The following is a 13,426-nucleotide window of genomic DNA, read 5'->3' as shown; positions in this document are numbered from 1 at the left end:
TGTATGGACTTATTATACTATAAAACAGGCTATTTGGATTATATTATTTAATTTTGTAATTGTGATGTGCTTGCTTAATTTAACAGACACTGTCTGTTGTATTATCATTTCAGGTATTCTCTCTATGTTCATCATAGGCTAGTTCCCGCTGTTCCGGTCAAGCCATTGATCCAACTTCTTCTTGTTGGCGTAATAGCGATTGCCAATCTTGAAAGTAAATGTGCTTGATGGGTCTTTCAGTAATTCTCTTGCTTTGGTTTTACCGATTCCTAGATATGAGCAGAACTCTTCTAGGTTGAGTAGGGCTTTTTCGGGTTGTTGGTTCATGTGTGACCTCCTTTTATGATTTTGTTCTATACATAAATTATTCTTTTACTCGCAAAAAAAGCATCCAGGCTTAGCCTAAATGCTATTTCTATTGAAATTTCTAATTTACCAGTCAGTGACTGGCAATTCTACACTCTAATACAGAACCTCAACATAGGTTCGAACTTTATTGTTTATTCCAAATACTTTTCCATATTCACTTAAAAGTCTGATATCACATTTCTGCTTAAAATAATCTTTCAGTGCTTGTGTAAATAGTTGAATATCAACATCATTCTTATTACGGATAAGATCACAAATACATCGCTCTTTATTGTATATGTTCACAATTCCTCCAAAGGGTGTTCGGATACTGGTGATTCCAATATTCCACCACTCCTTTTTTACATAATGAAAATGAAGAGTGGGATTGTCCTTCTTAATCCTGGATACATTGCATCCCTGTGGAACTGAAACATCAAAAAAATGTGGCGTTCTATCCGATAATCCAAGCAAATAAAGAGCTGTACCGTAAGAAAATATAGCTTTCTGACTTCTAATTTGTATTACTTTATATTCATCTACAAAATAATCAGCTAAGAAATAAATACCTTTTGATTCTTTATCAAGAATGCCTTCTTCGACTAATGATTTAAGAATAGTTCTACTTAACCCGGCTTCTTCCACTTGTTTTGTGGTAATAATGCCATCTGAATTTTCTGCTATCTGTCGAATGGTTTGAACTTCTAGATTCACAGTTTATTCAATCTCCTTCCTACTATTAATTGTTCATGTTATACTTTTTATTATATAAATTTAAAGTACGATTGTAAATACAATTCTATATTCTCACTATCCATAAAAATGTATAAAAACCAAAAACGAGCTCAAAAGTTCAGGGCTCATCGAAATTTAATAACTTAATCCTCTACATATCTAGCAACAGAATCACCACACTTGGCACATTTCCCTTGAAGTACAATTCCATATTTGTCACGAACAATTGCATAATCAACAATTGAGCTTACTCCACAATTGGCGCAAAACACATTGTTTAAAAGTGCCTCTTTTAAATCATCTGGAAAGCTACTCCACTTTTTTAAAGCAATCATATCGGAAATAGTACCGGTCTGACTCTGTTCATCATCTTCCACATATTCTAAGAATAACCTTTTCTCAAAGCCACCTCGTTCTATATGTTTCTCCTTACGTTTTGCTTCCAACTCGTCTAGTGTATATCCACGAGCCTTACAAATAGCATATAAGACTTCCAGTACATCTGCCATTTCTTCGATACTCTTATCTGCTTGATATTCTTTCACTTCTTCCATAAGCTTTTTATCCAAAGCTCCGAGGTACGCTTTCTCTGAAAGTGTTTTAAATTTTGCCTTGTGTCCATCTTTTTCAATTACTTCAGGAATTCTATCTCTAATAAGTTTATTGTATTTTTTCAAGTGTACGTACCTTCCTTCCTGGTGTCCAGATTTCATGATATCCATTGCATTTTGCCCAATAATAAATTAATCGAAGCTTTTGGTCTTGATATGACTTTGAAATCTGGTCAGCATCTTTTTCTAGAATGATATGGTTTCTTTTGATTAAATGATTCACAAATAGTTCTGGCGTCAACTTATCTGACTTCTTTCTATTACATTGTGGGCAGGAAAGCACCAAATTCCATAGACTGTCATCTTTGATAAATGACCATGGAATAAAGTGGTCTACATGAATATCACCATACTTTAATTCCTTACCACAATAGAAGCAGGAACGCTCTTCAAATTCTTCAAACAATATTCTCCGATAAACAGACAAATCACTTCGGAACGTAATGGTATCCAAATTGTTAAGCAAGTTTCTGGTTGAGGATTTTTCATTGACTTTCTCCAAATATTTAGCCCATTCAAAGTAATTCATTTTCTCCAGAATTATCTTATGCTTTGTCATAAACGCATAAACAAGTGGATTTAACTGTATGTATTCGCTTTTCTTAGAAAATGAATATAAAGTATGTTTTGAATCCCCGAACAAAGCACCCACTACATTTTCCTTACACTTCATCTTCACTTTATGGGAAATCTTGATTTTCATTTCATCGGAAATTGCTTCAAAACTAACATCAGCGATAATCTCCTGTTTGTTTAAAGCTTCTTTTAATACACGTTCCAGCGAAGTTTCTCTTCCATCCTTAGTTTTTGCTTTTTGCCTAAGATTATATTTTAAAACCAGATTCCAATAAATCTCTGTAAATTTGTAAAATAGCTGATCAAAAGTAAGGACAAGATTTTCATCTGCATTGTAAAGACTATCTAATATTGATTTGAAGAAACCGTACTTATAACTTGTATCGTGAGAAACTTTGCTTGAAAACATTCCACTGAAAATAGACCAAAGGTCATCTTCGGTAAGTTGCTTTTGTATGTAGGATTCTTCTTTTAAATCATAACCGGCCATAAGTGGGTTCCTTTCAACGTCTATAAATGTATCTAACCAATTATTTATCATATCAAAAATCTGTTTTGTATCTGCCTTCGAAGCATCTAGCACTAGTGCCTATTACTTACTATAAAATACAACTCACCTTACAACCTAAACAACATTTATAGCCTTTCCAACAAAAACTTTACGAATTCTTTCAGTTCATCACTAAACTCATCAAGATTTTCTAAACTAATCACGCCATCATTCATTAGCGAAACTATGTCAAATATCATATTGGACTTAGTTAACTCAATACAAACACCTGGTCTTTTCTTATCAATCTTAAGTCTTTTTTCCAACTCCCAGAATTTGGTTGACTCAGGTAATTCCCCACTTAAAAGTAATATGTATTCCTTATTAATTTTCTCTATATAAGTTTCCTGCCAAATACCAATCTTATCTTTAAAAAGCTTCCAGTCTTTTTTCGTAGGCTCCATCATCAATTTTACCTTTCTTAGTGCTCATCATAAAAATTGTTTATCAAGTTCCCCTTAACTCCCACACATTATTGCATCAAAAATCTTTATCCTTTCTCCAAAACCACACTCTCCACGTGCCTTGAGTTGAATTGATAGCTATCAATACTGCTTTTTCAACCCCTATGGTTATGGGGATTATATCCACACTCGAAGATGGGAACATATCCAATATTGACTCTCGTTTGTGGGAATATATCAATCAAAGTGTTCATTGCTTAGCCCTCTGGCCTGAGTTGCTATTATTGATGTCGTGGTATGGGGGAACAGGTCAATCGTTTTTTGCGCTTTCATGGTATGCGGGAATATATCGACTAACTAAATAAGAAAACCTAATACCGCTGCAATAACAACGATTAATGGTGCTGGTACTTTCTTTGATAATAACAATAATGTACTAACTATTACAACTCCATAAACTGAGATATCAACTGGTAATTCAAAGGATTGTGTTATTGCTGTCATTGTGATTAAACTTGCAGCTGTAACAGTAACACCATTTAAAAAATATTTAATATGTATAATTTTACGCATAGACCTCCATAATGGGAATATAAAAAACACTAAAAGTGTACCTGGCATGAATATGCTAAAACCACCTATTAAGCCTGCTAAAAATGAAAATCCAGTACCAGCAAAGGATCTTGAAGATACGAATGCTGCAAAACTAAACAGTGGTCCAGGAATGGCCTGGTCTATAGCATAACCTGAGAGGAAATCCCTGAGTGAAATAAGGGATTGTGACTGTACAAGATCTTGTATCATCAAAGGGATGACAATTTGGCCCCCACCAATGACCGAATAGCCATAACGATAAAATGAGGTGTATAAGGTTACCCATGGGGCTGTAATCCACGTTCTTAAACCTTCATTCAAAACGGCTAAGCCAATCACAACCACTAAGATTAACCATCTTGGCTTATAAGTAACTCTGTTTTCACTTTTTTCTTTCAAATGTGGTATCAAAATGACTAACCCACCGAGCACCAATAAAATCGGTACCACCCACATTGAGTAGCCAACTAAGAGTAGACTAAGGATTAACATGATGGTGAACAGAATCCAATCTTTAGTTTCCTTAAGAACTTTTTTAGAAAGTGTTAAAGCTGCGTATATTATGAAGGCTACAGCAACAGCTGGTAAATAAGTAATGATTGGTTTCCAACTATCATTCGAATCGATTTGAGTAAAAAACACACCAATCAAACCCATAGTAACAATCGCTGGTAATACCCAAACTAAAAATGTTAATAAAGCCAATATCGGACCACCAGCATAGTAACCGATGGCAGTAATCGTTTGTGTACTAGCTGGACCTGGTACTAGTGCGAAAAGCCCTATCATCTCTGTGAGTTCTTCTTCAGTTAAATATTTCCTTTTTTCTACCAAAATCGATGAAAACACACCATAATGTGCCTCAGGTCCTCCATATGACCCCAAAGAACAAATGAATACATCTTTAAGAAAAGTACTCCATTTAATATTTTTCATTTTATTTTCTCCTTATTTATTATTTTAACCGACTTTCCGACCATGCTCTTCAAGACGTTTATAAATAGCAAACCAGCCTTCTTTACTTGAAAGTTCTTCTGGCGAACCACTTTCTACAATTTTACCTGCATCCATGATGTTTACTGTATCCGCATCAATAATGCCGAATATTCTATGACTGATAGTAATAATTGTCCGATTTGAACTGACTTGACGAATGGCACTTAGTAACGTTCTCTCAGTTACCCCATCTAGACCTGAAGTTAATTCATCTAACAATAATATTGGAGGATTGGTTACTATGGCTCTAGGTAATGATAATAGCTGCATTTGGCCAAAAGATAGCTGCGATTCTCCCTCACCGATGACAGTATCAATCCCGTATTCCATTCCCTGAAGGAGGACCAAATTTGCTCATATCCTCACCTACTCTTTCATTTCCTTGAACAATTCATAGGCTTTTGCTCTTGCTTCTTCTAAAACATCATCTCCATGAACAGATGTCCTATAGTATTTCCTTATCTTTCCTTCAACATTTTCTTCTGAAGAAACAAGAAGTCCATCCCTCTCCATACCGTTTAGAATCGGATAAAGTGTACCTGCGCTAATATTGTATCCATGATGTTTAAGCTCCTCGATCATCCAAAGCCCATAAATTGGTTCTTTTTTTGCATGATGTAGAATGTGTATGCTGATAAATCCTAAAAACAACTTTCTTAATACTTTTTCAGACATAGATATTCTCCTTATTGATACATGATTTCGATTTTGTTATTCGTTATCGTGATTCGTTATCGTGATTCGATTATAATATAGCACGCCTTCTTACTGGATGCAATACCTTAGATATTTGATAAAATCATTTGTACATTTATAACAAGACAATATCCACTCAATAGCGCGACCCTTAATTGACTTTCTGGTCATTATATATATTTATGCATTTATCTCAACACGCACCAACAGGGTTTATATTTCAGCCCTCAACATCAATGTCACGCACTCAACGTGTGGGGAGTGTAGGAACAAATCCACACATGTAGATAATATTTACAATCAAACACGGCACCTAGAGTCTTATATAGATGCATTTGTTTCTGTTTAATATTTTTATGGTTCTGAGTTTCGTGTACTATTTAATCTTTCTTGTAACGTAAATGATTTTTAGAATCAAGAAAGAACAGCAAATCAATACAATGTTATTTATTTTTGAATGAATTTTACATTAACTCTAATAATTTCGAAAATTGCATTTTCCGGTCAATCTGCATGCCGATTCCGATAGCAACTGCATGGCACTTCCGACCGGTTCTGCACGCCTTTCCGCTTTAACTGCATAAATATTTTCAACGTGTTATAGTTCTTTCGTAGTCATAAAACAAACTACGAAAGGAGGCATGCAAATGCAAGACTACAACACTATTATTGGCGTGATTCAAATGCGCCAGAATAAGTGCTCAATCAGTGTGATCCAAGACCGATATCATATCGGCTCCGGAACGGTGCAGCTTATTCTAAAACGTTACAATGCTTCGGGTTTCGCCCTGGAGCAACTAAAATCCATGGAACCACCTGAGGTTGAGATGCTGTTTTATCCACCCGAGAACCTACAACGCAAAGACATCCAACTACCAGAATTCCAGCACTATTTCAATCGTATTCATTCCAAAGGAAGTAAGGTGAATGTATCTTACTGTTGGATGGAATACAAACAGGAACATCCTGATGGATACGAACAATCCCAGTTCTACGAACTTTATAACCGCTTCGTAGAACAAAACTTTGGAAAGCGTGATGTCAAGATGGCAGTGGAACGCGTTCCCGGAGAAAAAATGTACATCGATTGGGTCGGTGACCAACCAGAGCTATTAATGGATCCAGAAACCGGCGAAATACGGAAGGTACATTTATTCGTAACCACGATGGGACTTAGCAGCTATATCTATGCGGAAGCATTCTTAGATGAAAAGTTGCAAAGCTTCTCGACAGGAACGGTTCATGCACTTCAATTCTATGAAGGGATACCTAAGTATCTTGTTCCTGACAATTTAAAAGCTGCTGTTACAAAGCATACCAAGGATGAGCTGATTTTACAGTCTGCTTATTCTGATCTGGAAGATTTCTACGATACGATCGTACTCCCTCCACCGCCTCGAAAACCGAAAGGGAAACCTACCGTGGAGAATCACGTGCGCTATCTTGAAACCCATCTTGTAGAAAAACTCAAAGAGAACATTTATATCTCTTTGGAAGAGTTGAACGCTGACATACAAAAAATAGTAGCGACCCTCAACTCTAGGAAATTTCAAAACAAGAATTACTCAAGAGCCGACGCATTTGTAAAGTACGACAAACCGTGTATGAAACCACTGCCAGGCGGATGCTTCACGGTATGCGATTACAAAACAGTCACAAGAATTCCTGATAATTACCACATCGAGTATGACGATCACTACTATTCAGTAGTGTATACCCATTGTGGAAAACCTGCAATTATAAAGGCAACAGCATCAGAAATCCGTATCTGCGATGGATACAACAGATTGATCTGCAAACACAAACGGTCTTACAAGGACTTTCCCAAATACATCACAGAAGATAGTCATATGAGACCGGAACACCTTTACTACAAGGAAGTCAATGAAAAGGATGGTGCTTACTATAGGCGCTGGGCTTCAGTATTCGGACCTAACATGGAAGAATGCATTGATAGGCTACTGAAAGCTTCTAAACACGAGGAACAAGCCTATAATGCGTGTGCTGGGCTTCTTCATACGGTAAAAGAAATGCCGCATGGAATCGTAGAAGAAACAGCACGTCAGTGTATTCAAATGAACTCCTGCCGTTACAAAACATTTAAGCAGGTATTAAGTCGAATGCAAAGCAATCCGATTAGTCCAGGAGATCTTCCTGAACACGAAAACATCCGAGGAAAGGGCTTCTATAAGTAAGGTGAGAATTATGGCTTATACACAAAAAAACTATACATACAATGACAAGCTAAGCACTGATGAAAATCTGTTATTGAACAAACTATTTAAACTCCGCCTGTCCCACATGTCGGAGGCATTGGAGAAGCAGTTCCTTAACCCCAACACGGCACTCGAGGACTTTCATACCCGTATATCTGAGATTATTCACTATGAATGGGATCAGCGTCAGAACACAAAGTTCAACAAGCTACTTAAGAAAGCGTCCTTGAAATATCCGACTGCAGACTTTGATTCTGGTCTTTACGAATCAGATCGTATGCTGGATACTCACACCATTGAGTTACTACAAAAATGTGAATGGATTGACGAACCTAAAAATCTATTGATTACTGGTAGCGCTGGGGCAGGCAAAACTTATATCGCGAATGCACTATGCATTACCGCTTTACAACAGCTACGAACAGTAAAATATATCAGAGCCAATGCACTTCTTCTAGAAAGTGAAAAGGCACGTCAACTTGGTCATGCCTACGATTATACAAATCAGATGGCAGCTTATGACTTGCTGGTAATTGATGATTTCGGTCTTATGGAACTAAGCATGGATAAGTGCCGTGACCTCTTTGAAATCATTGAAACAAGAGATTGTAAAAAGGCAACAATGATTGTATCTCAGCTTCCCGTCATCAAGTGGTGGGACCTCTTCAAAGATAACACCTATGCGGATGCCTGCTTAAGCAGGATGACATCTAAGGCGTACCGCCTTGAGTGCAATGGAAGAGACATGAGAAAGTAACAAAATCTACAACGTGCAGTTTGAAGCGGAATAGCATGCCGTCCCTTCGGGACGGTTATGCTGTTTGGCTGGAATATGCAATTTCGAAAATTGTTCAAAAGCAGATTTATCAAAAATATCATCGTTTTTGTTCTTAATATATTCATTAAGATTTACATTTTCCATTCCACAATTCTTTAATATCTTCTTAACATTTTTAATTACTTTCTTCTGTATTTCTACTCCATACTTCTCCATCCATTTGTTAAGTAAAGTACTATCCCTATTTATGTCATGCCTTGTGATGTTTAACTCAAATCTAGACTCTCCAAATAAATTGCATTTATAATTGCCTGTTTTAAATGGTATTAATCCACTTATATCAATATTAATTTTTATTCCATCTTGACAAAATAAAGAATTCTCAAAATGTGGTACCATACCAATTTTTTCTATACTACTATAAATGTCAGTATCTAGAAATTTCACTCCTTCACTTAATTTCTGTTCATTTATTTTCTCTGCACTTATATCTCTTAATAACTTAATGTCTCTATCCCCATATAAAATATCCACTCTATATGAGTATTTCTCTTCTTGTAAATCCTTAACCATTTTATTGTATTTATCAACCTCTTCCTCCTCTTGAAATTCCAATTCTAATTGGTATTGAATATCATAAATTTCATCAAGTGCAACAAACGCATCTCCACCATCATCTGTAATTTGATAATTATTACTTCGAACTTTTAACAAGCTATTTGTTAACACACCTTCTTGAAATAGAAATGCATTTGCTATTTCAAATTCTATTCCATATTTTGAGATTTCACATTCAGTTCTTATAATAATAATTCCCCTGCCACTCTTGATTTTTTCTAATTCAATTTTGTAACTTACATCCTCTATGTAAAAATTATTATTCAGGTATATAATACAAACATCTTTATCAAAGATATGATCACATCGGTTAATGCTAATTTCAGTCATCAAACCATCATAATCGTTGATTGTTTTATTTAAATTATCATTTTGATGATTATTCAATATTTTAATAATTTCCGTTAACAATCTTTCATATTCATTATGATCAGTGTCTATAGAAGTCTCCGTATACTTCCCTATTTTGCTTATTATTTCTTTGTCGATAATCGTTTTTTGTGAATTCAGCAATTCTATTAATTTAGCATGCTCTGGTACTATTTTCTTTAAGGGAAAAATATCATCACTACTAATATTTATCATAATTTGCCGTAGTGTATCACATTGATTAATAGTCTCCCTAATTTGATTATTTTTTTCATGATATATTTTTGATTCATTTATAAACGCTCTCTTTTTTTCAAAACACTAGTAAAATCGTTTAAATTCTCTGGCATCAAAAATTCACTATCCCCAATAATCTTATTTAAGATATCTAAATTAAGTAGCTCTATTCTAACAGCTGTTTCTCGAAAATATGATTTAAGATATTTCTCGATACGTGCATGTGAATAGTGCTCTTTAAGTTTTAAAGTTATTATTGTACCATGAAATTCTGTTTTTTCACGGCGCTCAATAAAAGCCAAATTACTTTTTTCTTCTATTTCAACACCGATTTCCTCTTTCGCATTAACTTCTTGGGTATATAATTTAATTGTTTTAGCCTTTGTTAAGCATGCTACAAATCCTATACCAAATCGAGCTATCGCTGGAAATGAAAAATCCCTGTCTACATCCAAATGTCTATAACCCGAATCAGCGGTCTTAAATAAATATCTCTTTAGTGTTTCCATCGCCATTCCAACACCATTATCATGTATTACTAACTCATTTCGTATTTCAGAATACATTATTTCCACACAGTAATCTTTTGTAGGCCATGTCCTTTGAAAAGCACATTCCAATTTATTATCTTTATTCAAGAAACACTCCATTAAGCATGCATCTACTGCATTTTGTACCAACTCTCGAATAAAATCAAACTCTGCGGTATATACAGAATTTGATATTATTTCCCAAAGTGCTCCCTTATCATCTATTTCAAACCTAATCTCTTCAGTACAAAAATTTGCACCTTCCGCGGGTTTTATTTCATATTCAAATTGTGGTATACTCTCACCTTCAACAAATTCACGAAAATAATATGTATTAGCCTGAACAATTTCATCCTTTAGATACATAAACCAGCCTGTCCATAATTTATAATTTTCTCTATCAACGGTTTCTACGACTGCCACAATTTTTTCATAAGAATAGTCAAACTGAACTAATTCTTCACAACGCCTATGATGTTTCAAAGAATCGTCCTTTAAATAGTAGTTTGGAAAAATCACATTAACTATATATGAGGTTCTATCCTCTTCCATATCTAATAAATCCCCTACTCGAAGCAAAATCGTCAGATATCCATATCTTACTTTCTCTCCATTTATAGTATCAGTTTTTTTAGTTTTGGTTCAGCGTATAATTTCTGTAATTCTTTAGTATGCGATTCACAAACATATATTACGCAGTTTGAAATTCTTTTTATATTACTTACTATTTTTAATTGTTCTAATAACTTATTTATAGGTTCCTCGGCAAATCTGCCATGCTCATTACGCAACTTCTCAATATCTTTTTCAGTTGAATTACTCATACCTATATCATGAAGCATTGCAGCGAGAATCAAACTAAAAATTTCTGTTGCATTCAAGTTATCTTTCATTTTTCTACTAAGTATTTTAGATAAATACCGTAGTATTCTATATGAGTGTTGAATCGTGTGGTCAGTATAATTTGGAAAATTTGTTTTTGTAAACTCTAACAAATCTCCAACAGGTTTCTCAATCAATCTAAGTATAGAAATATATTGTTCTTTATTCTCACTACTTTTTTCCGTCAACAACTTAAACAACTCACAATTTTCTAGTGTATTCAAAATATACCCTCCTATATGTGTAAATAAAAATAATTTAATCATATGTTTTAAAATATTAGACAAAGTACTCTAAATCCTTAGTACCTTAATTAAAAACACGTTTCAATATTTCTTTGTTATATATTCCCTTTTATTTGTCTGCTACAGTCTAAACTATAGCTTTTTTTTCGAATATTTGCGTTCAATCTTATTTAAGCTTCTCCATCTACTTGAACTATCTTAAAAACAAAATCCATATTTTATCCATTATTTAAAAATATTTTAGCTTTTCTATATTTCTGCTTACTACTATTTGGCTTATCAGGCACCGTCATTTCAATCAACCCAAGTTCCAAAGCTGGCAACAAATAGTTATCTCTAAAAGTTGGTCTATGTTTTAACCCCAGCAATTCTATAAGTTCTTTCGTTGAATATTCTTTATCGTCAATAACCTCTAATAATCTTTCAACTTGTTCGGTTACTTGTTCTCCTACTTGTTCGGTATCTGCAATTTCACATAATGCATCATAGATGGTTTTTAATAGAAACTCTACAAATTTTCCTGAATCAGCACTTTGGTCACATTCGCCAAGCACTTTGTAATATTCATCTTGCCGCTCTCTGATCAATGTTTCTATTGGAAGCCAACCAAACAACGATTTCCATTTATACAGCAATAATGTCTGCCACATCCGTCCCATTCGTCCATTGCCATCTGCAAAAGGATGAATAAATTCAAATTCATAATGAAATACACAACTTTTTATGAGTGGATGCACTTCTGCTTTTTTTGCCCAATCTACCAATTCTTTAATCAGATGTGGAACTTGATTTGCTGGTGGAGCCATATGGACTAACTGTTCTCCAGCAAAAACTCCTACACCACCACTACGAAATGTTCCTGCCTCTTTTGTCAATTCATTCATCAACACTTTATGTGCTTGAAGCATATCCTTAATGGAATATGGATTCATTTCCAACAGCCTATTGTATGCTTCAAAAGCATTCTTTACTTCGCATATTTCATCTGGTGCACCAAGAATTCTTTTTCCATTGATAATATCAGTTACCTGATCCAAAGATAAGGAATTATTTTCAATTGCTAACGAAGCATGAATAGTACGAATACGATTATCTCGTCTAAGTCTTGGATTATTACTCATATCATCATTTATTGTGATTTTGGTTATTATTTCAGTAATAGCAGAAATTAAATTTACTGTTTTATCTGTTATTGTATATGGTGGAACATAACCTTTTTCGCTCATATTTACCTCTCTGCGTGCTCGAATTTACACTTGCATGATTAAACTTCATTGTTTTATTACTTGTACAATATTATACCGTACAAGCTTTCATAATACTACTACTTTTACAAATAATTTGCAAAATATGTGATAGCATAAAATGCCATCAAAATCACTCTGTGATAGCAAATTATGTACTCACTTTTCAAAATGATAGCAAAAAGTGCACTCACTTCAACTGCATTAACCAGACCGGTATAATTCCCTCAAAAAAGTGATAGCATTTTATGCACTCAAATTTTGCCTATGATATCATTTTGTGAACTCACTTTCTAAAATGATAGCAAATAGTGCTATCACTACAATATTTCAGGGGTTTTAGGGGATTTTCCCTAACTAGATGCATAAGAGACCGGAGCCGTCTCTTATGCGTATCTAGCAACAGACCCCCAAGGACTTTGTTTAATACTAACTGCAAAATTAGTTCCAATAACAACACTCATCTCATTGCCTAATACATTTCCAATATACACTTTTTATTATCTGTATCCGTCATTTTTTTATCCATGTCTCATTGCCTTGCAAACAAAACACTCCCCACCGACATGGCAGGATACGCAACTAAGCCATCTCTGGCTTTTTACCACCTGTTAGTGGAGTAACTCCCCTAAAACCCCTAATATTTTATATTCCCCATGGAAATTCCCCATGAATTAGCATTTCTCATTGGAAATCCCCCATGGAAAGTTCATTACCCTATGGATTTTCCTCATGGAAAAAATCCGGTAAAATATACACTTAAAATCTCTATTTTTTATCCCCCCGGAAATTCCCCA

Annotated in this window: 14 protein-coding genes; 2 read left to right on the top strand and 12 right to left on the bottom strand. The window is 34.7% G+C overall.

Going from position 1 to position 13,426, the window contains the following annotated elements:
- Positions 1-138 precede the first annotated feature (138 nt).
- The 8 genes from RBB56_RS16035 to RBB56_RS16000 form a co-directional block, all read right to left on the bottom strand.
- Positions 139-327, bottom strand: a complete 189-nt coding sequence (locus RBB56_RS16035; protein ID WP_306719968.1) for a helix-turn-helix domain-containing protein — start codon at positions 325-327, stop codon at positions 139-141.
- Between the two features lie 135 nt (positions 328-462).
- Positions 463-1,062: a type IV toxin-antitoxin system AbiEi family antitoxin domain-containing protein gene (locus RBB56_RS16030; protein ID WP_306719967.1), complete on the bottom strand. Its 600-nt coding sequence runs from the start codon at positions 1,060-1,062 to the stop codon at positions 463-465.
- A gap of 164 nt (positions 1,063-1,226) precedes the next feature.
- Positions 1,227-1,760 (bottom strand): nucleoside triphosphate pyrophosphohydrolase, encoded by a 534-nt coding sequence (locus RBB56_RS16025; protein WP_306719966.1) that lies wholly within the window; start codon positions 1,758-1,760, stop codon positions 1,227-1,229.
- Positions 1,744-2,811 (bottom strand): HNH endonuclease signature motif containing protein, encoded by a 1,068-nt coding sequence (locus RBB56_RS16020; protein ID WP_306719965.1) that lies wholly within the window; start codon positions 2,809-2,811, stop codon positions 1,744-1,746. Before RBB56_RS16020 ends, RBB56_RS16025 begins: the two co-directional genes overlap by 17 nt.
- Positions 2,812-2,906: 95 nt before the next feature.
- Complete coding sequence (locus RBB56_RS16015; protein ID WP_306719964.1) at positions 2,907-3,227, bottom strand: multidrug transporter; 321 nt, start codon at positions 3,225-3,227, stop codon at positions 2,907-2,909.
- Between the two features lie 354 nt (positions 3,228-3,581).
- Positions 3,582-4,754 (bottom strand): chromate efflux transporter, encoded by a 1,173-nt coding sequence (gene chrA / locus RBB56_RS16010; protein WP_306719963.1) that lies wholly within the window; start codon positions 4,752-4,754, stop codon positions 3,582-3,584.
- 24 nt (positions 4,755-4,778) lie between these two features.
- A complete protein-coding gene (locus RBB56_RS16005; protein WP_306719962.1) occupies positions 4,779-5,144 on the bottom strand; it encodes an ATP-binding cassette domain-containing protein in 366 nt (121 codons plus the stop codon).
- 36 nt (positions 5,145-5,180) lie between these two features.
- Positions 5,181-5,489 (bottom strand): PadR family transcriptional regulator, encoded by a 309-nt coding sequence (locus tag RBB56_RS16000; RefSeq protein ID WP_306719961.1) that lies wholly within the window; start codon positions 5,487-5,489, stop codon positions 5,181-5,183.
- 668 nt (positions 5,490-6,157) lie between these two features.
- Between RBB56_RS16000 and istA the strand changes: the two genes are divergently transcribed.
- Together istA and RBB56_RS15990 are read left to right on the top strand one after the other, a co-directional pair.
- Positions 6,158-7,705 carry an IS21 family transposase gene (gene istA, locus RBB56_RS15995; RefSeq protein ID WP_306719960.1) on the top strand — a complete coding sequence of 516 codons (1,548 nt, stop codon included), beginning with the start codon at positions 6,158-6,160 and terminating at the stop codon, positions 7,703-7,705.
- A gap of 10 nt (positions 7,706-7,715) precedes the next feature.
- The gene (locus RBB56_RS15990; RefSeq protein WP_306719959.1) at positions 7,716-8,483 is read left to right on the top strand and encodes an ATP-binding protein; all 768 of its coding nucleotides are present in this window, start codon (positions 7,716-7,718) and stop codon (positions 8,481-8,483) included.
- Between the two features lie 6 nt (positions 8,484-8,489).
- Here RBB56_RS15990 and RBB56_RS15985 read toward each other — a convergent pair whose 3' ends face one another.
- The 4 genes from RBB56_RS15985 to RBB56_RS15970 form a co-directional block, all read right to left on the bottom strand.
- Complete coding sequence (locus RBB56_RS15985; protein WP_306719958.1) at positions 8,490-9,707, bottom strand: hypothetical protein; 1,218 nt, start codon at positions 9,705-9,707, stop codon at positions 8,490-8,492.
- A gap of 77 nt (positions 9,708-9,784) precedes the next feature.
- Complete coding sequence (locus RBB56_RS15980) at positions 9,785-10,837, bottom strand: ATP-binding protein (protein ID WP_442905409.1); 1,053 nt, start codon at positions 10,835-10,837, stop codon at positions 9,785-9,787.
- Positions 10,838-10,872: 35 nt separating this feature from the next.
- Positions 10,873-11,364, bottom strand: coding sequence for an HD domain-containing protein (locus RBB56_RS15975; protein ID WP_306719956.1), 492 nt, complete (start codon positions 11,362-11,364; stop codon positions 10,873-10,875).
- Between the two features lie 239 nt (positions 11,365-11,603).
- Positions 11,604-12,611: a Fic family protein gene (locus RBB56_RS15970; protein ID WP_306719955.1), complete on the bottom strand. Its 1,008-nt coding sequence runs from the start codon at positions 12,609-12,611 to the stop codon at positions 11,604-11,606.
- Positions 12,612-13,426: the final 815 nt, after the last annotated feature.

Source organism: Kineothrix sp. MB12-C1 (assembly GCF_030863805.1).
Lineage (GTDB): Bacteria > Bacillota > Clostridia > Lachnospirales > Lachnospiraceae > Kineothrix.
Note: the sequence above shows the minus strand (reverse complement) of the source record. Positions and strands in the feature narration are given on the sequence as shown.

Excerpts from the sequence above, each read along its gene's own strand:
- RBB56_RS16035 (WP_306719968.1), bottom strand. The coding sequence starts at position 327 with ATGAACCAACAACCCGAAAAAGCCCTACTCAACCTAGAAGAGTTCTGC.
- RBB56_RS16020 (WP_306719965.1), bottom strand. The coding sequence starts at position 2,811 with ATGATAAATAATTGGTTAGATACATTTATAGACGTTGAAAGGAACCCA.
- RBB56_RS16015 (WP_306719964.1), bottom strand. The coding sequence starts at position 3,227 with ATGATGGAGCCTACGAAAAAAGACTGGAAGCTTTTTAAAGATAAGATT.
- chrA (WP_306719963.1), bottom strand. The coding sequence starts at position 4,754 with ATGAAAAATATTAAATGGAGTACTTTTCTTAAAGATGTATTCATTTGT.
- RBB56_RS16005 (WP_306719962.1), bottom strand. The coding sequence starts at position 5,144 with ATGGAATACGGGATTGATACTGTCATCGGTGAGGGAGAATCGCAGCTA.
- RBB56_RS16000 (WP_306719961.1), bottom strand. The coding sequence starts at position 5,489 with ATGTCTGAAAAAGTATTAAGAAAGTTGTTTTTAGGATTTATCAGCATA.
- istA (WP_306719960.1), top strand. The coding sequence starts at position 6,158 with ATGCAAGACTACAACACTATTATTGGCGTGATTCAAATGCGCCAGAAT.
- RBB56_RS15990 (WP_306719959.1), top strand. The coding sequence starts at position 7,716 with ATGGCTTATACACAAAAAAACTATACATACAATGACAAGCTAAGCACT.
- RBB56_RS15985 (WP_306719958.1), bottom strand. The coding sequence starts at position 9,707 with ATGATAAATATTAGTAGTGATGATATTTTTCCCTTAAAGAAAATAGTA.
- RBB56_RS15970 (WP_306719955.1), bottom strand. The coding sequence starts at position 12,611 with ATGAGCGAAAAAGGTTATGTTCCACCATATACAATAACAGATAAAACA.